The following is a 20,874-nucleotide window of genomic DNA, read 5'->3' on the forward strand; positions in this document are numbered from 1 at the left end:
ATGGATTTCGCGCAACTCTATGTTGTAGCGGTGATAGTAGCCATGCTTGGTGGGCTAATAATGAATATTGCTCGCCCTGCATGGCTTTTTTCATTAGCCGCCTTAATACTCTACTTCCCTGGGTTTGTTGAGCCTGAAAGGATGTTTAGTCATGCCGTGAACCCAGCTGTTCTGACTCTTATTTTATTACTGATTAGTTCATTAGCTCTTGAGCGAACTCGCTTGTTGAGCTGGATAAGTAAACGGTTATTCGCGAAAAGCCAGCTGTTAACGCTTTTACGGATGGGTGGGCTGGTCGCATTCAGCTCAGCGCTATTGAATAATACCGCTGTCGTTGCTTCATTGATGAGTGCTGTTAGGAAAAATACATCGCATCCTTCAAAGCGGCTTCTTATTCCGCTATCGTATTTCGCCATCCTTGGTGGAACACTAACCCTTATCGGTACCTCTACCAACTTAATTGTTAACAGTTTCTTGGTTGATTACGGTGAGCCTAGTCTTAACTTTTTTGACTTTCTATCGGTGGGCCTCAGTATTTTATTGGTGGCTGGCACGGCTGTGATCATTAGTAGCTACTGGATTACGGGCTCAGTGTTACCGAAAGAAATCAGCAAAGACTATTATTTAGAGGCCAGCATTGAGTCTGGTAGCGCTATTGTTGGGCAAACTCTACAGCAGTCAGGACTCGCAGGCTTATCTGGTTTAACGCTTGTTGAGTTAATTAGGGAAGACCATGTTATTTCAATGCCTGATTCTGATGAGCTTTTAAAAGCGGATGACCAACTCATTTTCGCGGGCGATGTCTCGCAGGCTAAACAGTTAGCTGCAATTAATGGTTTAAGCGTATTTGCTGAGAATACAGGGTTGCTTGATAAGTATTTAACCGAAGTCATCGTCAGCCCTAACTCAACGCTAGTAGGGAGATCTTTAAAACAAAGTAGCTTTAGGGCACACTTTGACGCAGCTGTAGTGGCTATCGGACGGAATGGCTCAAGATTGTCTGGAACCATCGCAAATACGGAAATAAGAGCTGGCGACAAGCTGGTTTTAGCAATCGGTCTAGATTTCTACAAGCGACCTAATATTGATCGTAATTTTATTTTGCTGGATAAAAAAGAACTCCACCCGCCACTGGCTAAACACCAAGAAGTAGCCGCTGAAACTGGCTTTTTGGCTGTGGTTGGCATGGCGGCCGCAGGTGTTATGACTCTGCTGTCAGGCTTATTTCTTTATTTAATGTCATTATTTGTATTTCGTGTTCTAACACCGACAGAAGTCAGAAGACGTTTACCTTTTGAAATATGGCTTGTCGTAGCTTCTGCGCTAGCAATCGCAGATGTTTTTAACCAGGTTGGTGCTGCGGAGCTTTTGGCCAGCGTAGTGCAGGCGTTGTTATCTGTTGATTCCGGTAATGATTATATCGGTGTATATTGGGCTTTTATTGTTTGCTACTTGCTAACGTGGTTAATCACCGAGGTGGTGACCAATAATGCAGCAGCAGCCTTAATGTTCCCAATGGCATTTGGCTTGGCTGAATCGCTTGGGGTTAATTACATGCCTTTTGTAATGGCCGTAGCTTACGGTGCCTCTGCAAGTTTTATTAGCCCATTTGGGTATCAAACCAACTTGATGGTGATGAATGCCGGTAACTTAAAGTTTACGGATTTTGCAAAAGCGGGTTGGTTAGTATCGATGAGTTTTAGTATCGTGGCGATAGTCATGATTCCGATAGTTTTTCCTTTTAATTAGATGAGAGTGTGAGGTAGTCATGAGCGATAACGTTGTTTGGCATCAACATCAAGTGAGCCATGATGATCGTTGTAAACAAAAGTCACAAAGACCCTGTGTTCTATGGTTCACAGGCCTATCCGGCTCTGGTAAATCGACGGTGGCTAATGCGGTCGAAAGCTTGTTGTTTCAAAATCAGAATCACAGCTACTTGCTGGATGGAGATAATGTAAGACATGGGCTCAATAAGGATTTGAACTTTAGTGATGAAGACAGGGTGGAGAATATTCGCCGTATTGGTGAAGTGTCGAAGTTATTTGCAGATTCGGGCCTTATCGTTTTATCAGCGTTTATTTCTCCCTTCCGCTCTGATAGACAGCAGGTGAAAGATTTATTACCGAGTGGCCAGTTTATAGAAGTTTTTGTTGATACTCCTCTCGAGGTTTGTGAGCAACGTGACCCAAAGGGGCTGTATAAAAAAGCCAGGGCAGGTGACATAAAGGATTTTACAGGGCTTGATTCACCATATGAGTCTCCTCTTGAGCCTGACGTACACTTGAAAGCAGGTGACAAGCCAGTGGAAGTGCTAGCCCAAGAGGTTGTTGATTATTTGGTGGACAAAGGTTTTGTTAAAAAATAGATGTCAGTAATATAAAAAGCTGCAATGCAGTGGCTTTTTTATTCATGAGACTTAAAACAAAAAAACGCTAATAATGCGGACATAAAAAATGCCACATAAAGTGGCATCTTTTTAATTTGGTAGTCGCGAGTGGATTACTGCGGGCTAATGCCCTTGCCCTGAAGGGCCAGACTAAAGTCTGTTCAAAAGACTTCGTCTTTTGTCAAACCACCTTCGGTGGTCCTCATCCACATCATCCTGCTATAAAAAATGCCACATAACGTGGCATCTTTTTAATTTGGTAGTCGCGAGTGGATTCGAACCACCGACCCCCACCATGTCAAGGTGGTGCTCTAACCAACTGAGCTACGCGACTTCTTTAAGTGCGGGAATTCTACCACAAACTTTGATGGACTCAAGTACTTATTATGACTTTTTGTTGGTTATAGCCACGTCAATGATAGTTGTATTGAATTGACAAAAATGACTCCAAGAGGAGCCTTTTTTGGTCTTATAAACAGTAGTTTAGTAAACCCTGAGTTCATAATATCCTGAACCATAATAAGAGTGCACAATCACACGATAGTAACCGTGTTGAGTGGCGTACTGGATTGATTCAGATGAACTGTAAGACTGAGATGCAGCCACATAGACCCACTTATTGCCATTCCATTCCTGTAGGTAAAGATCAAAGTCGGCGTTTGTTGGGCCTTCCAGTGTGAATGTGAAAGTGCCGCCTTCGGTATAGAACCAGCCACCATGAGGCTCTACTCTGAGTTCATTATGGTACAAGTAATTAGAAAAGTAATGACTCGCTGTTGGTTCTGCTTGGCCGGCTTCTTCCTGGCCTACTGTAAAGTCCATTACCGCAGACGCCAGGCTCACGTTATGAATATGGAGTCCTGACTCAGTGCCATCAGACCATAATGAGTTGGTTTGGCCGTCACCGCTTTGCGGGATATTGTAATTAAAGTCACTGCCTGCATATAAGTCAGTGTCGTCGCCTTGATTCATCGCATTTTCAGGGTCGCGATTTCCGTCAGCGTGCTCCATTTGCACAAAAGGCAACAGTTCATTATTGTTACTGCCATCGGGATCGATATGCCATACCGCTAAACCTGAATCTGGCTGAAACTGGTTGTGGCCTGACTGATGGATAGTCTCAATATAAAAGGCTTCACCTTGACGATTAGGGTTTGACCAGCGATAGATTACGCGACTATCGGAAGAAAGACTTTGTTGTCCTTGGCTCGACTCAGGATTGACATCTGGATTAAGCTCTTGCGCTTCTACCCAGCCCGCTAGATAACGGAAATATGCATTTGGAGACACGGGGTTGTGCTTCGTATCGGACTTTGCGCCACCAAGCGCCATTAAACCAAAATCCGCCACTGAGCCAAAAGAAGACTCATCATAGTCAAATAAGTCCGGCCAGCGGAAAAGCAGGTGTGCCGTTTCATGGACAAAGGGCCCCAACTCTAATTCACTACCAATGTTGGTGATTTGGTAACGGTCAGTACAAACGCCATCAGCACAGAATGCTGGGATGAGTTTACCCATATGAGGCCATAAACCTCTTGACCAAGAACCATCAGTGTCGCCAGCGTAGAATACATTGAGCCCCATAATTTGGTTGTTGGCGTCAGTGCTCAATGTTGAAAAATCAAACCCTTCGGTGTTTTCTAACCATGTCAAAGCTTCAGTAATTAACTCTCTAGAACGCACTGTTGAGCTATGATTATCATCAGTGTAGTAAGCTTTGTGATTCTTTGCAGTATAGAAGCGAGTGACAGTGTTGGTATAGTTTAGGTTACCGTGTGAAACATCACTAAAGTAACCATTAACCGATGCACTGTTTCCGAACTCACTGTAGTTCGCAGCATTTAAAAAGTTTTCAATGTGTTGCTGACTAAGCTCAGAAGTTTCATCCGGAAACTCAATTAACAGAGTTAAGCCACGTACATTCCCAGAAGCAAACTGTGCGCGCTCCTTAAGTTTCTGCTCGCGAGTTTTTAGAGTGATTTGCTGCTGAGAGGTTTCTTCGCCTAGTTTTTCTTCTTTATTTTCTTCGGTGCCTTCCTCTTTTTCACCAGACCCTAGGCCTCCACGACGCACATATCGGTTCGTGAAAGGATCAAAGTCACTCGAACTGACTAATTCGCCTGTGGATACTAAAGCCGTTCTATCTTCATTAACTGTTGCATAGACCAAGCCGCCGACGGTTTCATCGTAGATGACCAGTACGCCAGTTTTGCTGTGTTGCTCGCCAAAGTAATCATGACCATTAAGGTATATGGTTACGACATCGCCATTCGGCTGTAAGTATTGGTATTCATGCTCAATGTAAGGTTTTCCTGCTAACGCTCCCGAGCTCCATGCCAGAAAGCCTACCCCTAGTAGCAATCTATTCATTTCTTGATTTCCTGTACTTTGAATGTGTTTATTACTTATTGATATGACTCTGCGGGGTGTTGTTTTCACTAGTGTTTTTAGACTATTTTCGACCGCAATGTGCCATCAATTAATGTGACATCTCTCACATACAGCGTCTGAGTATAACAAAAGTGAAGCAAAGATCACTTGTTGATTAAAAAATAAGCATCTGATAAGAGCAGTTGTGCTCATTTTGAGCACTAATCGGAGGTTTTATCCTTAAATTCGCACAAATCTTCAATAATGCAAGAGCCGCATCGGGGCTTCCTAGCGACGCAAGTATAGCGGCCATGGAGTATCAACCAGTGGTGAGCATCCAACAAAAATTCTTTGGGCACAAATTTTAATAAAGCGTCTTCGACTTTTCGAACAGTCTTGCCCGGAGCGATATTGGTCCGGTTGGATACGCGGAAAATATGCGTATCGACAGCCATTGCAGGTTGGCGGAACGCTGTGTTTAAAACAACGTTAGCCGTTTTACGGCCTACGCCAGCTAATGCCTCAAGATCTGGCCGGTTATCTGGAACAACAGAGTCATGTTTTTCAATCAGATCTTTACAGCAGGAGATGACGTTTTTAGCTTTGCTATTAAATAAGCCGATGGTTTTGATGTATTCCTTTAGACCTTCTTCGCCCAGCGCATAAATAGACTCAGGTGTGTTAGCGACAGGGTATAGCTTACGAGTGGCTTTGTTGACGCCGACATCGGTAGCCTGTGCTGAGAGGATGACAGCAATGAGTAGCTCAAAAGTTGAGCTGTATTCAAGTTCGGTTTCAGGGTTTGGGTTCTGTTCTCTTAGTCGCTCAAAAATTACTTGGCGCTTAGCTTTATTCATTAGTGACGGTTTCCCCACTGATATTTTGATTATTGGTTCTATGCTTTACTTTTTCTGCGGCTTTATTATCAATAACATTTTTAACTGCAATTAAAATCCCTAGAGCGACAAAAGCTCCTGGAGGCAATATGGCAAAGAGAAACTTGGCATCTGTTAAGTAAAATGAAATTTCTAGATTGCTGGCCCAGCCTCCGAGTAATTGCTCGGCTCCTGAGAAAAGGGTTCCTTGGCCAATCATTTCTCTTAAAGCGCCGAGTGTACAGAGCACAGCCGTGAAGCCAAGTCCCTGCATAATACCGTCCAGTAAAGAGGGTAAGAACCGGTTTTTCGATGCAAAAGCTTCAGCTCGCCCAATAATCGCGCAATTAGTCACGATCAACGGTATAAAAATGCCTAAAGTTAAGTATAAATCATAGGTGAATGCATTCATTAGCAAGCCAATATTGGTCACGAAGCTGGCGATCATCATGACAAAAATTGGGATGCGAATATCTTTTGGAATATAGTTACGAACCAGTGAAACCGATGCGTTGGAACCAGCGAGTACCAGCAACGTCGCTAGACCTAAGCCCAAGCCATTGATGAAAGTGTTACTGACTGCAAGCAGCGGGCATAAACCTAGGAGTTGGACCAGCGCTGGGTTATTGTCCCATAAGCCGTTCTTGACGATCGTTTTGTTATCAGTATCGCTCATGACTCACCTGCAGGTTGGGGGGCTTTACTGGCGCAATTTCTCGGCGCCATAAAAAGGGAATCTTTGTGCTCGTTAAAGTAGCTTAAGGCTTTTGCAACTTGTGCGACGACAGCGCGAGGGGTGATAGTTGCGCCTGTGAAGGCATCGAACGTACCGCCATCCTTTTTGACTTTCCATTGTGCAACCCCTGGGTTATCTAAAGACTTGCCTTCGAATGTGGTTACCCAGTCACTTTTATTGATATCAACTTTATCACCAAGGCCCGGGGTCTCTTTATGGTCGGTAACTCGAAGCCCTGCGATGGAACCATCATAATAGATGCCTAATACCATATTAATTTTGCCACTATAGCCATTGGGGGCAACGGTTTCCATGACCAGTGCCACAGGCTCTTGATCTTGAAACATGCGGTACACTTGACGAGGATTGGTGTTACCAAGGTCTGAGTTAGCTGGGATAAGCGTGCAATCATGATGTACATCATTGTTGTACTGATCGGCTGGCACCAATTGATCGAGAGTTCTTGCTAATGCAGCTTTCATCTCGCCAGCGATAGTGTCACGAGTAATAAAGTAAGTTGCCGCAATTAAGCCGACACAGACAGCAGCGAAAGCGGCAAGGATTAAGGCATTTTTACTGATGACTTTATTGAGCATCAGAGCCTCCTCTGGTCGCTTTAGAATCTTTAGTCGGGCGCTTATTATGACCGTAGGTTCGTGGCTTGGTGTAGTAATCAATCATCGGCACCGCCATATTCATTAACAACACAGCAAAGGCGATAGCATCCGGGTAACCGCCAAAAGTGCGAATAAGCACCGTGATAATGCCGATGCCTAAGCCAAAAATCCAACGCCCCTTGATCGTGGTCGATGCGGTGACAGGATCGGTAGCGATGAAGAAAGCCCCCAGCATCGTGGCGCCGGCAAAGCCATGGAACATTGGGAATAGATAATGATCACTGTTTACAAAAAATAGAGGCAAGGAAATAACGCCCATGCCCAATAGCAAGGCGATAGGGATTTGCCAGCCAATAATTTTTTTGAACATCAACAGTAAGCCACCGGCTAAGAAAGCCAAATTAACCCACTGCCAGCCAACACCTGATAAGCCATTGATGATCGGGGATGCTTCGGCTTCGGGAATTCTATAACCTTGCGCAAGTTCAGTTTTAATGTGGTCGAGCGGTGTGGCCATAGTGTAGCCGTCAACGCCTTGCTTGAGCATATTTACGGTGGCTTCATCAGACGCTGAGCCAGACAATATGATACTAATAGCGTCGACAACACCGACGGGATTTTCCGCCAAAGACTGTGGTGGTAACCACGTCGTCATCTCTAGTGGAAAAGAAATTAAGAGTAGAACATAGCCAACCATGGCTGGGTTAAAAATATTATTTCCAAGGCCGCCATAAACATGTTTAGCGAAGACGATGGCAAAGGCCGTTCCCAAAACAGTCATCCACCAAGGAAGCAGTGGCGGCAGCGCTAGCGCTAATAACCAAGCTGTCACAAAAGCGCTTCCATCCCACAAAATCGGCAAAACTGGGCGGTTTCTTAGCTTGAGTATCAAAGCTTCAGCGAACAGTGCAGTGCTGCAAGCAATGATCAGGTTGACTAAAACACCAATGCCAAAAAAGTACATCAGAACAAATAATCCGGGCAGAGTCGCCGCCACGACCCATAACATCATCTGGGTGACTGAGTTGGTCTTTTTGGCAAAAGGTGACGAAAGTAATGCCATCAGTTATTTCCTTCAGAGTTGTTCTTGTCAGAGTTGTCCTTGTCGGACGAAGGTTCGCTGTTATCAGAACCCTCGGCCTGCTGCGCTTTCTTTTTGGCCTGTACTCGGGCTAAAGCTGCTTGCACCGCTGCTTTCTTTTCGTCTTTTTTACCTGCTTCTTGTGCGGCTTTTTTGCGGGCTTCCGCTGCTTTGCGATGCCGTTCAGCTTTTTCGCGCTTCACGCGCTCAAGACGTTCTTGGCGAGCCTCATACCGTTCACGAGCTTTTTCTGCTTTGATCTTTTCGACTCGTTTGTTGCGAATGGTTGATTTGGCATAACGGTAATGTTGTACCAGCGGAATGTGGCTAGGGCAGACATACGCACAAGCGCCGCATTCTATGCAATCAAATAGGTCATACTCTTCTGCTTTGTCGAATTCATCTGCTTGCGCATGCCAGAACAATTGTTGAGGTAGTAATGATGCTGGGCAGGCATCCATACAAGCGCCACAGCGAATGCAGGGCAGAGCAGTTTGATCCAGACCCAGTTCGCCATCCGCAGCCATGATGATGCAGTTTGTGGCTTTGACAATGCCGACATCAGCACTGGGCAATTGATACCCCATCATCGGGCCGCCCATGATCAACCTTTTCGGTGTCTCAGACTTGGTTGCTTGTACTAAATGATTGACGGGAGTACCGAATGGAACCCAATAGTTTCCCGGAGTATTGCAACTATCACCGGTGAGTGTTACCAAGCGCTCAACCAAAGGTTTACCTTCGTTTAGGGCCTGCTGAATAGCGTAGCAGGTTCCAACATTATGCATCACCAGCCCCAAGTCAGCAGGTAGCTTGCCATGTGGTACTTCTTTGCCCGTAAGCAGCTGAATCAATTGTTTCTCGCCACCGCTGGGGTACTTTGTCGGGACCACCCCCAGCTTTATGTTGGACAGCTTGAGTGCTTCGCGAGCCTGTTGAATCGCATCAATGGCTTGAGGCTTGTTATCTTCGATACCAATAACAATATCGATATCCTGATACAGCTTACTGATAATCTCAGCGCCGAGCAGTACTTCTTTAGCATGCTCCTGCATCAGCTTATCGTCACAAGTAATATAGGGCTCACATTCAGCTGCGTTGATGATGAGAGTGTGAATGCCTTCATGTTGTTTAAGCTTAATATGGCTCGGGAAAGACGCGCCACCTAAACCGACAACCCCTTTTTCAAAGATTTGTGCGAGTACCGCCTCTCTGTCCATGTCATCTAAGCTATGAGTAGGAGTTAACTCACACCACCGATCCTCACCATCCGCTTTTATCACAATACAGAGATCGTCCAAGCCTGAAGGGTGGGCAATGGTTCGTTTTTCAATCGCGACCACCTCACCGGATGTTGGTGCATGCTGATAGGCACTAAAAATACCATCGCACTCTGCAATCACTTGGCCCTTGAGAACCGTATCACCAACCTCCACAATGGGTAGCGAGCGATTACCGGCTTGCCCTTTTAAGTTGATAATGAATTCACTCGCCAGTGGCAGTCGCTTGATTTCTGGCTGACTAGAGCGAAGTTTGTGTTCTTCTGGGTGAATCCCACCTGGGATTTCATAAATCGGTATTTCAGAGGCACGACTTTTAGGCGTAGGGCTGGAGCGCTCCATTAGTTTGCCTCCACTTGCTTGACTGGGATCATTTGATCAGGTTGTTGCCATTTCCAGCTAGAAATCGTCTGCGGCAGTTCAATCATATCAATGCAGTCTACAGGGCAGGGTTCAACGCATAGATCACAGCCCGTGCATTCATCAATAATCACCGTGTGCATTAATTTGGGGGCGCCCAGTATGGCATCCACAGGACAGGCCTGAATACACTTGGTACAACCGATACACTCGTCCTCACGAATATAGGCAACGCTAGGAGGTTTTTCTTCGCCACGCTCTTCATCCAGCGGAATGACTTCGCGCCCAAGAAGCTCCGCCAAAGCTTTGACGCCAGCTTCCCCGCCTGGTGGGCACTTATTGATTTCATCGCCATTGGCAATCGCTTCGGCGTAAGGTTTACACCCCGGGTAGCCACATTGGCCGCACTGGGTTTGTGGTAGGATTTCATCGATTTGTTCAACTATCGGATCGCCTTCGACTTTGAATTTAATGGAGGCAAAGCCGAGTAATCCGCCAAAGACAAGGCCGAGTACTGCGAGAATGATAACCGCGGTAATTAAGTCCATGGCCAGCCCTACAACTTAACCAAGCCGGAAAAGCCCATAAAGGCTAGTGACATTAGTCCAGCAGTAATCATGGCGATAGAAGCACCTTTAAAAGGAATTGGCACGTCTGCCGCAGCTAAACGCTCACGCATCGCAGCGAATAGGATCAGAACTAGCGAAAAGCCGACCGCAGCACCAAAGCCATACACTACAGACTGTACAAAATTATGCTGCTCGTTAATGTTGAGCAAGGCGACGCCTAACACGGCACAGTTAGTGGTAATCAATGGCAAGAAGATGCCCAGTAAGCGGTACAAAATGGGGCTGGTTTTATGGATGATCATTTCCGTCAGCTGCACCATCACAGCAATGACCAAAATAAAGGAGAGAGTTTGTAAATATTCCATTCCCATGGGCGCGAGAATGTAGGTATTGACGATATAACTGAGTGCTGAAGCGAGGGTTAAAACAAAAGTGGTAGCGACAGACATGCCAATAGCGGTCTCAAGCTTCCCAGACACACCCATAAAAGGGCAGAGTCCTAAAAACTTTACCAACACAAAGTTGTTGACTAAAACGGTACCAATAAAGAGCAGTAAGTAGTCGCCCATGAAAAGTAAAAGCCTTGTTTTTGCTAGACTTTTTGCAAAATCTAAATAGGTCTCTAAAGTCCTTATATTATGCTAGATAGCGCCGCTTGAAACAACCGCAACTGAAGATCCTCCAATTGTGAAAGACTTACCAACTAGGTGCGTGAGCATAATCCTTATAATGAGGATGAATTTTAACCTTGAGCTGGTTAGACTAATGGACACGCTAAATCTCTGAAATATTATTTATGAAAAAATTATTGTTAAGTCTGAGCAGCGCCCTGTTAGTGGGTCTGAGCTCCCAGGCAGCTACCGGTAGTGGCTTGCCGAGCATCATTGACTATAAAAGCAGTCATCATCCGACGGTTGCTGAACATGGCATGGTGGTGACTCGTCAATATTTAGCGAGCCGAGTAGGGCGAGATATTCTGCAAAAAGGCGGTAATGCGGTAGATGCAACCATTGCTTCTGGTTTTGCCTTAGCGGTAGTGTTACCTGTTGCGGGAAATATTGGTGGTGGTGGTTTTATGTTGGTTCATGATGCTGAATCAGGCGAAACGATTGCTATCGATTATCGTGAAAAAGCACCCGCCAAAGCTCATAAAGATATGTATTTAGATGCTGAGGGTAACGTTGATCGCCAAAAAGCTCGATTCAGTTATATGTCGGTCGGCGTTCCGGGGACGGTAGCAGGTTTTGAACTAGCCCATAAAAAGTACGGCAAGCTGCCGTGGAAAGATTTAGTGGAGCCAGCGATTCGGTTAGCTGAAGATGGCTTTATCATGAACTGGGATCTGGCGACTAAGCTAGACACGCGTCGTACCCACTTAAGCCAGTCTGAAGCGACCAAGAAAGTCTTTTATAAAGAGGATGGTTCGACTTATAAGCTGGGTGATAAATTTGTGCAGCAAGATTTAGCATGGTCCTTAAAGCAGATTCAAAAACACGGGGCAAAAGCTTTTTATCAGGGCGAAGTAGGCGAAAAGCTGATTGCCGCGATGAAAAAACATGGTGGCATTATTTCACAGCAAGATCTTAAGGCTTACCAACCCAGCGTGAGAAAGGTTGTTCGAGGAAGTTACCGTGGACATGATATTGTCGCGATGCCTTTGCCAAGTTCTGGCGGCGTACACATCATTCAAATGCTCAACATTCTAGAACACTTTCCGCTAGCTGAGCTGGGATCAAACACCGCAAAAACCATCCACCTGATGGCCGAAAGTATGAAATACGCTTACGCTGATAGAAGTAAACATTTAGGCGATAGTGACTTTTATGATGCGCCAGTGGCGTGGCTTACCAGCAAAAAGTATGGCAGCAACATTGCTAAAAGCATCAGTCTGGACAAAGTAACAGCTTCAACCGATATTCAGCCAGGCATTCCTGCTGCGCCAGAAAGCCCTGAAACCACTCAAATATCCGTGGTCGATAAGTGGGGGAATGCGGTTTCCAATACATATACTCTAAACTACTCCTTTGGAACGGGCTTGGTGGCAGAAGGTACGGGAATTTTACTGAATAATGAGATGGATGACTTTTCAGCGAAACCTGGTACGCCAAATGGCTACGGCCTGATTGGTGGTGAAGCAAATACAATTGAGCCGAACAAACGTCCACTCAGCTCCATGACGCCGGTCATGGTATTCAAAGATGGAAAATTGAAATTACTAACGGGCAGTCCAGGCGGAAGTCGTATTATCACGGCGGTGCTGCAAATTGTTAGCAATGTCATTGACCATGATATGAATATTGCGTCAGCGACGCATACCCCGCGTTTCCATCATCAATGGCTGCCTGATGTCCTCTTTGTCGAGCCAGAACTTAATCAAGACACAGTCGATTTGTTACAAAACATGGGCTATAAAGTGAAGCGCAGCGGAACAATTGGTGCGACCCAATCTATTCAGATTGAAGACTATATTTATGGATCAGCTGACCCTAGACGACCCAACGCTGAAGCGGCAGGGTATTAATTAACTACACATCATCGCCGATGGTTGGCTCGACAGGCGTAGCACCACGGGCATTCCCTTCGGTCTCCATTGGCTTGTCTTTATTAGAAGCATCTTTTGAGACTTGTTCTTTTTTAGATTTAGCTGGTTTTTGTGGCGATTTTTTAGCTTTTCCAGCGTCGCCCTTATCTTTGCGCAGATAGCGAATTAGTAGCCAAGTACCAACACCAACAATAAACAAAATTCCCCAAACCATTGCTATGAAAGCGATATCACTGGTGAACTGCTCAACATTCCCGTCAAATAACTCGACCATGGTGTTGAGAATAAGGGGGGAGTAAGTGTCGATATCCTCAGCAGGGTGACCAAAACATAATGCACCTGCCAAAATAATCGAAGCTAAAAACCATTTAATTAAGAAGTGTTGCTTGCGAAAGGTAAACCATGCTAACGCCGCCAATAATAACGTTAAACCAATATAGAGTCCCCATGCTGCCCCGTAATTTTCAAAGGTGGTAATAACAGCATTAGCTTCAAGTTGCATTGGTTCATTTGAATCATTAATCATGGCTTCTATCTTCGTTCTCGTTATCTTTTCAACGGGTTCATGTCATGACACAGCAGAATACAGGGCGTACTCTGCTGCTTGTTACTTCTCTTACTTTACCCGCATTCCCGGCTCAGCACCATCATCTGGATTCATAATCCAAAGGTCTTTACCACCTGGGCCTGCTGCTAAGACCATGCCTTCTGACATTCCAAAGCGCATTTTGCGTGGCGCTAGGTTCGCCACCATCACGGTTAATTTGCCTTCCAAGTCTTCAGGGTTATAAGCAGATTTAATTCCCGCGAAGACTTGCTTGGTGACGCCTTTGCCTAGGTCTAATTGAAGTTTTAATAATTTGTCAGCGCCTTCCACGTGTTCCGCTTTGGCAATTTTAGCGATACGCAGATCAATTTTATCGAAATCACCGAACTGGATCTCATCTTTAATCGGGTCATCTAACTGTGGCTCATCAACCTGCTTTTCATCAAGTTGGGCTTCTTCTTGTAAATCTTCTTTAGAGTCTTCGATCATTGCTTCAACCTGCTTCATGTCGATACGTTGCATCATTGGTTTGAACTTATTGATTTCATGGCCAGTTAGTACGTCTTGAGCGCTGGCCCAGTCAAGACTATCCACTTTGAGGAAGTCTTGTACTTTGCCCGCAAGCTCCGGCAATACTGGCGCTAAATAAGTTGCTAGCACTTTAAACATATTGATACCAAGACTGCATACTTGGTGTGCGCGCTCTTTTGTCTCGTCGTTTTTGACCAGTTTCCAAGGCTCTTCGTTGGCAATGTAAGCGTTGGCTTTGTCGGCTAATGACATGATGTGTTTTATGGCACGACCAAACTCACGATTTTCGTAATGTTGAGCCAACTCTACGGAAGTGTCGGTAAACTCTTTCATTAAGTCCGGCTCGATAATACTGTTGCTTAACGTGCCATCAAATTGCTTCGTGATAAATCCAGAGCAGCGGCTAGCAATGTTAACTAACTTACCAACCAAGTCAGAGTTTACTCGTTGTACGAAGTCTTCAAGATTGAGGTCGAAATCATCAATACGGCTTGATAACTTCGCAGCATAGTAATAACGCAAAAACTCAGGGCGGAAATGCTCTAAGTAGGTTCTGGCCTTAATGAAGGTGCCTTTTGATTTAGACATCTTGTTGCCGTTAACCGTCACAAAACCGTGCGCCCAGACCGCGCTTGGTGTGCGGTAGCCCGCGCCATTCAAGACCGAAGGCCAGAATAAGGTGTGGAAGTAGATAATGTCTTTGCCGATGAAGTGGTAAACCTCAGCATCGCTATCCTTACCCCAGAAATCATCAAAGTTAAGGTCATCACGCTTGCTACATAGATTCTTAAAACTGGCCATGTAACCGATTGGTGCATCGAGCCATACGTAGAAATACTTTCCTTCTTCACCAGGAATTTCCCAGCCGAAATAAGGCGCGTCGCGAGAAATGTCCCACTGACGCAAGTCGTCTAGCCATTCGTTCATTTTGTTCTGAACTTCGGCTTGGACGTGTGGTACGCCTTCGCGTGTTCCAGTACTTAGCCACTCACGCAAAAAGCTTTCGAATTCTTTTAAGTCAAAGAAGAAGTGCTCTGACTCTTTAGTGATTGGGGTTGCGCCCGAAACCGCTGATTTAGGGTTTTTAAGATCGGCAGGGGTGTAAGTCGCACCGCAATTATCACAGTTATCACCGTATTGATCTTCTGACTCACACTTAGGGCAGGTGCCTTTTACAAAACGATCCGGCAAGAACATCTTCTTTTCAGGATCGTACAGCTGATTAATGGTTTTAGAGCTAATATGACCTTTTTCTTTGAGCTTGAGATAAATGCCCTGAGTCAGCTCTTTCGACTCTTCGCTGTGTGTGGTGTAGTAATTATCAAAACCAACCAGCGCATCAGCAAAGTCTTTTTCGTGAGCTGCGTGACTTTCCTGGATGAACGCTTCAGGCGTTTTGCCTTCTTTTTGTGCACGAAGCATGACTGGCGTACCGTGGGTATCATCAGCGCAAACATAGATACACTGATGACCACGAGACTTTTGAAAACGCACCCAAATATCGGTTTGTACGTATTCAAGTAAGTGCCCGATATGGATATCACCATTAGCGTACGGCAGGGCGCTTGTGACTAAAATTTTTCGTTGCTTCTGTTGGTTTTCAGCAGTCATGAACAATACTTCGTCGTTTCGAGTGGTTTATTACAGTTATAGCGGTGAATCTTACTGGTTTTAAGCCGATTTTTCATTAACTAATTAGGGCTAGTTTATGGTTATTTTTCCCTCTTGTTCAAGAAGGCAGGTGTTAACCCATCATCTACAGCTATGGCTTGCAAATAACCTGTCATAACAAGTAGGTTTGCGGCTGAACCCAAAGGGCAGTGCTTGTTTGGCCTTTCTACGGCGTTATTGTGTTAAGCGTGTAGGTTGGCTACACAGCTAACACAATGCCTTGTATAAAACCCAAACAAACTACTGCAAAAGTGAAAAATAATCATAAACTAGCCCTAGCAGTCTTGGTTTTATGACCCAAAAGACTTAGACTTTGAGTCACTTTATTAAAACATCGAACACTTCGAGTTTATGGTCACTGAAGAACAAGTCCGCGAATACCTTTCTGAATATCGAGACCCTTTCCTAAAAGAGGATCTAGTTGATGCTAAAGTACTGAAAAGTATAGAGATAGGCGAGAAAACGGTCGAAATTGTCTTGAAACTGGGTTTCCCGCTAGGAGAGTATGAGCAACAATTGACGACTGAGCTTGGTGAGTTTTTAGCGGCCAAAGAACCTACAGTCTCCTTTAAGCTAGACGTCAGTTGGCGTGTGGATGCTCACGTGCACCCAGCAAAAGTACAGGCTATGCCCAATGTGAAGAACATCATCGCTGTGGCATCTGGTAAGGGTGGTGTAGGGAAGTCGACCACATCGGTGAATTTGGCTCTAGCTTTGAGTGCTTTAGGCGCCAATGTGGGTATTCTGGACGCCGATATTTATGGACCTAGTATGCCGATCATGCTGGGTATGCAAGGCAAGAACCCTGAAACCATCGATAAAAAATCGATACTACCGATTGAGAGCCATGGCTTACAATCCATGTCGATCGGTTACCTAGTTAAACCTGAACAAGCGATGGTTTGGCGCGGCCCAATGGCGAGCGGGGCGTTGCAACAGCTGATTAACGATACTCAGTGGAAAGATCTCGATTACTTGATTATCGACTTGCCACCGGGAACTGGCGATATTCAGCTGACGATCGCACAAAAAATACCCGTGACCGCAGCGGTGGTCGTGACCACGCCACAAGATATTGCGCTAGCTGACGCGCGTAAAGCCGTGACCATGTTCAATAAAGTTTCCGTTCCGGTGTTAGGTGTGGTAGAAAATATGGCCATGCATACCTGTTCAAATTGTGGTCACGAAGAGCATATCTTTGGGCAAGGTGGTGGTGACGCGCTGGCAAAAGAGATCGGGGTTGAGCTACTAGGGAGTCTGCCTTTATCGCTGAATATCCGTGAGCAGACGGATGCTGGCGAACCGACGGTGGTGAAAAAGCCTGAGTCAGAGGTGACTAAGCGATATGTGGATATTGCGCAGCGTATGGCTGCGAAACTTTCGCTAGAGGCGAAGGATTTTAAGGCGAGTTTTCCCAGCATATCGATAGAAAATACATAGAAAATGGCCTTTTTGCGCTATAACTTTGTCAGCTTTCCGTACTCGAGCAGTCATGTATTTCACATACACTCCTGCTCTCCGTGCGTCGCTTTCGCGTTCTAGATGCAAAAATTCACATTTTTTTAATAATACAGTTATAGAAAAAGATTAATAATAGAGTAGATAAATTATGAGCATAAAATCAGATAAGTGGATCCGTCGTATGGCGGAAAATGAGGGGATGATCGAGCCGTATGAGCCAGGGCAGGTTCGTCATATTAATGATCAAAAGATCGTGTCTTACGGTACATCGAGTTATGGCTACGATGTACGCTGCTCGGATCATTTTAAAATCTTCACCAACGTTCATTCGAGCGTGGTTGACCCCAAAAACTTTGACGAAAATAGTTTTGTTGATGTCAAAAGTGATGTCTGCATCATTCCACCGAATTCTTTCGCACTAGCCAGTACCGTCGAGTATTTTCGCATTCCACGTAGTGTGCTAACGGTGTGTTTAGGTAAATCCACCTACGCACGTTGCGGTATCATCGTTAACGTTACGCCGCTAGAGCCTGAGTGGGAAGGGCATGTGACGCTTGAGTTCTCAAACACCACACCATTACCTGCAAAGATTTACGCAAACGAAGGTGTCGCTCAGATGTTGTTCTATGAGTCGGATGAAGTCTGTGAAACCTCGTATAAAGATCGAGGTGGTAAGTACCAAGGCCAGCGCGGAGTGACGTTACCAAAAACGTAAAACTCATTGCTAAATTCAGTTTTCATTCATGTAACTTCGCCATAATAGCAACTACTGAATGGTTCAGTTAATTTATGGAGAAAATAATATGAAACTTAAATTATTAGCAGCTGTAGTCGCAGCGACGTTTGCTGGCAGTGCCGCAGCAAAAGATGTGTCTTATAACAACGCGAGCATTGGCTGGAGCCAATCGACTTTTGATGTAGACGGTGGTTCTGACTTGGATCTAGACGGTATTAGCGGTGGCCTATCTTTTGACCTTGCCAACAACTGGTACCTGAAGCTTGATGCGACCAGACAAAGTGGTGAAGAGTCTGGTGTTGACTTAGACATGGATCTGGCAACAGTAAACTTAGGTTTCAATACGGCAATGTCAGCTAATACTGATTTTATCGCAGAATTGGGTTATGCAAGATCTGATGTTGAGGCAAGCTTTGGCGGTGTTACAGCTTCTGAAGATGAAGGCGCAGCCAATGCGCTAGTTGGTTTCCGAGGCATGGCTACGGACAACTTCGAGTGGGGCGCGTCAGTTCAACACATGGATTTTGACGACTCAATGACATTCGTAAACCTTGAAGGTCGTTATCACTTTACTGAGAACTTCTCATTAGGTTTAGAAGGTAAATTTGAAAGCGATGTTAATATCTATGCTCTAGAAGCCCGTTTCGACTTCTAGTAGATGTTGAGTTCAAAAAAAAGCAGCTTCGGCTGCTTTTTTTGTATCTTGAACTTGTGAGTAACGTAGATGAAAGTAACGTTTACCAGCCGCCACCTCCGCCACCGCCACCACCGCCTCCAGAGAAGCCTCCGCCGCCAAAGCCACCACCAGAGCTGAAGCCGCTACCTGAAGTAGAGCCTGGCGGTGTCGCAGAAGCTACCACGCTGCTTAACACCTGAGTGCTTAGCTGCGAGGTCATGGTATTAATGCCTATATGATTATTGGTAGCGTTGAACCAAGTAGGTTTTGACATGGCTGGACCATCTTGTTGTATAAACTGGTTTTGTAGTCGATCACCGAAATAATCAGCCCAAGTTTCTTCGATATCTAGCGCAAAGGCGTAAGGAAGATAACGTTCAAAATTGCTTGGAGTTTTGGTTAGCGGATATTGCTGTCTTAATTGATCGGTTTCGGCGATGGTCAGGTAGTGTTTGAGGCCTTCAGCTTTATCCATGAACTTCCGACCAACAACTGTTGGAGCTTTAATAAAGAGTCCAAAAATGAAGTTTATAGCTAAATGTAGTCCAATCACGATGATCGCTGGTAACGCTATATTAGCAAAAGGATCCTTAAAGATAACCCCAAGAAACACACTTGCCGCAGAGAGCAGAATACCAATAACCAAGTAGCTGGCGTTAAGGTTAAAGTATTTCTTCTTGTAATCTTTCTCCAGGGATTTTTTATGCGCATACAGAGCGTCAACAAAAACCTCGTTATCGGCTTCCTCGGTCGATTGGTAGGCATTATTGGCAAAAAGATTATCGGCAATAGCTTCTTCACCAGCAGAGAAGTCGACTTTTTTTCCTGTTCGAGTAAATATGAATTTGTCTTCAGACTTATCCTCATCAATAGTCAGATAGCCTTTTACTGCAAGGGAAATTAAAGCCGTAGTGAAGGTCTTGTGATCATAATAATTGCGCAAAATATACCGCATCGCCGCAGGTGATTCTTTTTGAGGCGGATCATAGATCGGGATAATGACGCCAGACTTGGGATCTTTGCCTACTTTTAGCCAGACAATAATATGATACGCCAAGACCACCAGTAGTCCTGCGATAAAAATAATTAAATGAAGGTTTTGGCCCAGTAATGTTTGGTAGCGTTCTAACGCTGTTGGAACTGTGACATGCCCTTTGGGCCAGCCCACGCCAATGGTAAAGCCTTCGGCTGGTTTAAGCTCGCTTAGCGTTTCAAACTTTATCATCTTTTTTGTATGTTCCACTAGCCGATAACTCTTACCAGTTTCACCGAAATAGCCTGTGTAGCCTTGATGCTTAACATCGCTTGGCCAAATGTCAGAAGGGAAGTGGATAGTCACGGTCGCGTAATTGATCGGAAGCTTCCAGTCGTTACCCGTAACATTCCAATAGAGTTCGTCATATTCCTCAAAGTGCCCAAGCTGATGACTGGTTTTATAGGCAATGGTGTATGTGTGCAGGCCATCTCGAAGGAGTTGGTGTTTGTCACCAATATAAATCCTAACTCCATTTCTTAAGTTGTGAGTAAACCACGGCGCTAGCCTGCCATCTTTGGTGATGCTTTGAATATCAAACCCCACCTGATAGGTATTTCCCAGTCGGTCTTGGTAGGTTGTGGGAAAGTCTCTGTAGATACCTCGACGGACTAGGCGACCCTTTGATCTGATATTAATGGTTTCAATAACGGTTAGGCTTGAATCTTGGTGGATTGTGATATCACTATGAAACTCTAAGATCCGCTCGTCAGCGCTTGCTTGGAAAGTAGCAAGAGTGGCGATGATAAGAATTAAGCTAGCCAATAATGATTTAGTCATTCATGTCCACCTTAATGGCTTTTGCCATCTCAGGGGTATCTAACTCAAAAAACTCTGCGTCTTTGAAGCGAAAAAGGTTGGCGATAAGGTTATCGGGAACTTGCTGAAGCTTTGTGTTATACACTTTGACGCTGCCGTTGTAGTAGCGTCGAGCGTACTGAAGCTTATCTTCAGTATCAGTGAGAGCTTGCATCAACTGGAGGAAGGAGCTATTGGCTTTGAGCTCGGGATAAGCTTCTTGAAGTAGTATTAACTTATCCAGCCGATTGTTAATTTTGGTTTCAAGCTGCTGTTGCTGAGTGGGTGAGTGACTTTCTTCGGCACTTCTGATGAGGGTTGTGAGCTCCAACGTCTCTTTTTCATAATCCTTGTAGGCTTTAACCGTTTTGACCAGCTCAGGTATTAAGTCATGTCGTCGCGTAAGCTGAACATCAATATCGCTCCATGCGGAGCTGACTTGGTTTTTAAGCGCTATGATTTTGTTGTAAGAAAATAAGCCCCATAGAATGATCAGTGCGGCGGCAGTGGTTATTATTATCGTCATCTAGATTCGTCCCTAATAAACTCTAAATGATGATAAGTGGATATGTGGCGGATTTCAACTCGATGAATCCGCCAAG

Annotated in this window: 18 protein-coding genes and 1 tRNA gene; 6 read left to right on the top strand and 13 right to left on the bottom strand. The window is 45.0% G+C overall.

Features of this window, described 5'->3' with window-relative positions:
• Together ABD943_RS10850 and cysC are read left to right on the top strand one after the other, a co-directional pair.
• Complete coding sequence (locus tag ABD943_RS10850) at nt 1–1,749, top strand: SLC13 family permease (RefSeq protein WP_345293206.1); 1,749 nt, start codon at nt 1–3, stop codon at nt 1,747–1,749.
• A gap of 19 nt (nt 1,750–1,768) precedes the next feature.
• Nucleotides 1,769–2,368, top strand: coding sequence for an adenylyl-sulfate kinase (gene cysC, locus ABD943_RS10855; protein WP_345293207.1), 600 nt, complete (start codon nt 1,769–1,771; stop codon nt 2,366–2,368).
• A 278-nt stretch (nt 2,369–2,646) separates the two neighbouring features.
• On the opposite strand, the gene ABD943_RS10860 is transcribed toward cysC, so the two are convergent.
• The 9 genes from ABD943_RS10860 to rsxA form a co-directional block, all read right to left on the bottom strand.
• Nucleotides 2,647–2,723: transfer RNA gene (locus ABD943_RS10860), tRNA-Val, on the bottom strand.
• A gap of 149 nt (nt 2,724–2,872) precedes the next feature.
• The gene (locus ABD943_RS10865; protein ID WP_345293208.1) at nt 2,873–4,759 is read right to left on the bottom strand and encodes a M6 family metalloprotease domain-containing protein; all 1,887 of its coding nucleotides are present in this window, start codon (nt 4,757–4,759) and stop codon (nt 2,873–2,875) included.
• Between the two features lie 221 nt (nt 4,760–4,980).
• Nucleotides 4,981–5,616, bottom strand: coding sequence for an endonuclease III (gene nth, locus ABD943_RS10870; protein ID WP_345293209.1), 636 nt, complete (start codon nt 5,614–5,616; stop codon nt 4,981–4,983).
• A complete protein-coding gene (locus tag ABD943_RS10875; RefSeq protein ID WP_345293210.1) occupies nt 5,609–6,310 on the bottom strand; it encodes an electron transport complex subunit E in 702 nt (233 codons plus the stop codon). Before ABD943_RS10875 ends, nth begins: the two co-directional genes overlap by 8 nt.
• Entirely contained in the window at nt 6,307–6,966 is a 660-nt protein-coding gene (rsxG, locus tag ABD943_RS10880; RefSeq protein ID WP_345293211.1) for an electron transport complex subunit RsxG, read from the bottom strand. The genes ABD943_RS10875 and rsxG overlap by 4 nt, the downstream gene beginning before the upstream one ends.
• On the bottom strand, nt 6,956–8,050 hold the full coding sequence (rsxD, locus tag ABD943_RS10885) for an electron transport complex subunit RsxD (protein ID WP_345293212.1): 1,095 nt from the start codon (nt 8,048–8,050) through the stop codon (nt 6,956–6,958). The genes rsxG and rsxD overlap by 11 nt, the downstream gene beginning before the upstream one ends.
• Nucleotides 8,050–9,690, bottom strand: a complete 1,641-nt coding sequence (gene rsxC, locus ABD943_RS10890; RefSeq protein ID WP_345293213.1) for an electron transport complex subunit RsxC — start codon at nt 9,688–9,690, stop codon at nt 8,050–8,052. Before rsxC ends, rsxD begins: the two co-directional genes overlap by 1 nt.
• A complete protein-coding gene (gene rsxB / locus ABD943_RS10895) occupies nt 9,690–10,256 on the bottom strand; it encodes an electron transport complex subunit RsxB (protein WP_345293214.1) in 567 nt (188 codons plus the stop codon). The genes rsxC and rsxB overlap by 1 nt, the downstream gene beginning before the upstream one ends.
• A gap of 8 nt (nt 10,257–10,264) precedes the next feature.
• On the bottom strand, nt 10,265–10,846 hold the full coding sequence (rsxA, locus tag ABD943_RS10900) for an electron transport complex subunit RsxA (protein WP_345293215.1): 582 nt from the start codon (nt 10,844–10,846) through the stop codon (nt 10,265–10,267).
• Nucleotides 10,847–11,073: 227 nt separating this feature from the next.
• On the opposite strand from rsxA, the gene ggt reads away from it, so the two are divergent.
• Nucleotides 11,074–12,798 carry a gamma-glutamyltransferase gene (gene ggt, locus ABD943_RS10905; RefSeq protein ID WP_345293216.1) on the top strand — a complete coding sequence of 575 codons (1,725 nt, stop codon included), beginning with the start codon at nt 11,074–11,076 and terminating at the stop codon, nt 12,796–12,798.
• Between the two features lie 4 nt (nt 12,799–12,802).
• Here ggt and ABD943_RS10910 read toward each other — a convergent pair whose 3' ends face one another.
• Together ABD943_RS10910 and metG are read right to left on the bottom strand one after the other, a co-directional pair.
• Complete coding sequence (locus tag ABD943_RS10910; RefSeq protein ID WP_345293217.1) at nt 12,803–13,345, bottom strand: hypothetical protein; 543 nt, start codon at nt 13,343–13,345, stop codon at nt 12,803–12,805.
• A gap of 90 nt (nt 13,346–13,435) precedes the next feature.
• On the bottom strand, nt 13,436–15,508 hold the full coding sequence (metG, locus tag ABD943_RS10915; RefSeq protein ID WP_345293218.1) for a methionine--tRNA ligase: 2,073 nt from the start codon (nt 15,506–15,508) through the stop codon (nt 13,436–13,438).
• A gap of 411 nt (nt 15,509–15,919) precedes the next feature.
• On the opposite strand from metG, the gene apbC reads away from it, so the two are divergent.
• The 3 genes from apbC (at nt 15,920) to ABD943_RS10930 (ending at nt 18,420) form a co-directional block, all read left to right on the top strand.
• Complete coding sequence (gene apbC / locus ABD943_RS10920; protein ID WP_345293219.1) at nt 15,920–17,008, top strand: iron-sulfur cluster carrier protein ApbC; 1,089 nt, start codon at nt 15,920–15,922, stop codon at nt 17,006–17,008.
• Between the two features lie 169 nt (nt 17,009–17,177).
• The gene (gene dcd / locus ABD943_RS10925; protein ID WP_223577881.1) at nt 17,178–17,744 is read left to right on the top strand and encodes a dCTP deaminase; all 567 of its coding nucleotides are present in this window, start codon (nt 17,178–17,180) and stop codon (nt 17,742–17,744) included.
• Nucleotides 17,745–17,832: 88 nt separating this feature from the next.
• A complete protein-coding gene (locus ABD943_RS10930; RefSeq protein WP_345293220.1) occupies nt 17,833–18,420 on the top strand; it encodes an outer membrane beta-barrel protein in 588 nt (195 codons plus the stop codon).
• 82 nt (nt 18,421–18,502) lie between these two features.
• Here ABD943_RS10930 and ABD943_RS10935 read toward each other — a convergent pair whose 3' ends face one another.
• Nucleotides 18,503–20,254, bottom strand: coding sequence for a DUF2207 domain-containing protein (locus tag ABD943_RS10935; protein WP_345293221.1), 1,752 nt, complete (start codon nt 20,252–20,254; stop codon nt 18,503–18,505).
• Nucleotides 20,247–20,798 carry a LemA family protein gene (locus tag ABD943_RS10940; RefSeq protein ID WP_345293222.1) on the bottom strand — a complete coding sequence of 184 codons (552 nt, stop codon included), beginning with the start codon at nt 20,796–20,798 and terminating at the stop codon, nt 20,247–20,249. Before ABD943_RS10940 ends, ABD943_RS10935 begins: the two co-directional genes overlap by 8 nt.
• Between the last annotated feature and the right edge of the window lie 76 nt (nt 20,799–20,874).

Source organism: Kangiella marina (genome assembly GCF_039541235.1).
Taxonomy (GTDB): domain Bacteria; phylum Pseudomonadota; class Gammaproteobacteria; order Enterobacterales; family Kangiellaceae; genus Kangiella; species Kangiella marina.

Bases quoted from the DNA above. Each gene is read 5' to 3' on its own strand.
- dcd (WP_223577881.1), top strand. From the start codon at position 17,178: ATGAGCATAAAATCAGATAAGTGGATCCGTCGTATGGCGGAAAATGAG.
- rsxA (WP_345293215.1), bottom strand. From the start codon at position 10,846: ATGGGCGACTACTTACTGCTCTTTATTGGTACCGTTTTAGTCAACAAC.
- rsxG (WP_345293211.1), bottom strand. From the start codon at position 6,966: ATGCTCAATAAAGTCATCAGTAAAAATGCCTTAATCCTTGCCGCTTTC.
- ABD943_RS10940 (WP_345293222.1), bottom strand. From the start codon at position 20,798: ATGACGATAATAATAACCACTGCCGCCGCACTGATCATTCTATGGGGC.
- ABD943_RS10930 (WP_345293220.1), top strand. From the start codon at position 17,833: ATGAAACTTAAATTATTAGCAGCTGTAGTCGCAGCGACGTTTGCTGGC.
- ABD943_RS10850 (WP_345293206.1), top strand. From the start codon at position 1: ATGGATTTCGCGCAACTCTATGTTGTAGCGGTGATAGTAGCCATGCTT.
- apbC (WP_345293219.1), top strand. From the start codon at position 15,920: ATGGTCACTGAAGAACAAGTCCGCGAATACCTTTCTGAATATCGAGAC.
- rsxB (WP_345293214.1), bottom strand. From the start codon at position 10,256: ATGGACTTAATTACCGCGGTTATCATTCTCGCAGTACTCGGCCTTGTC.
- metG (WP_345293218.1), bottom strand. From the start codon at position 15,508: ATGACTGCTGAAAACCAACAGAAGCAACGAAAAATTTTAGTCACAAGC.
- ABD943_RS10935 (WP_345293221.1), bottom strand. From the start codon at position 20,254: ATGACTAAATCATTATTGGCTAGCTTAATTCTTATCATCGCCACTCTT.
- rsxC (WP_345293213.1), bottom strand. From the start codon at position 9,690: ATGGAGCGCTCCAGCCCTACGCCTAAAAGTCGTGCCTCTGAAATACCG.
- ABD943_RS10875 (WP_345293210.1), bottom strand. From the start codon at position 6,310: ATGAGCGATACTGATAACAAAACGATCGTCAAGAACGGCTTATGGGAC.
- ABD943_RS10865 (WP_345293208.1), bottom strand. From the start codon at position 4,759: ATGAATAGATTGCTACTAGGGGTAGGCTTTCTGGCATGGAGCTCGGGA.
- nth (WP_345293209.1), bottom strand. From the start codon at position 5,616: ATGAATAAAGCTAAGCGCCAAGTAATTTTTGAGCGACTAAGAGAACAG.
- ABD943_RS10910 (WP_345293217.1), bottom strand. From the start codon at position 13,345: ATGATTAATGATTCAAATGAACCAATGCAACTTGAAGCTAATGCTGTT.
- cysC (WP_345293207.1), top strand. From the start codon at position 1,769: ATGAGCGATAACGTTGTTTGGCATCAACATCAAGTGAGCCATGATGAT.
- ggt (WP_345293216.1), top strand. From the start codon at position 11,074: ATGAAAAAATTATTGTTAAGTCTGAGCAGCGCCCTGTTAGTGGGTCTG.
- rsxD (WP_345293212.1), bottom strand. From the start codon at position 8,050: ATGGCATTACTTTCGTCACCTTTTGCCAAAAAGACCAACTCAGTCACC.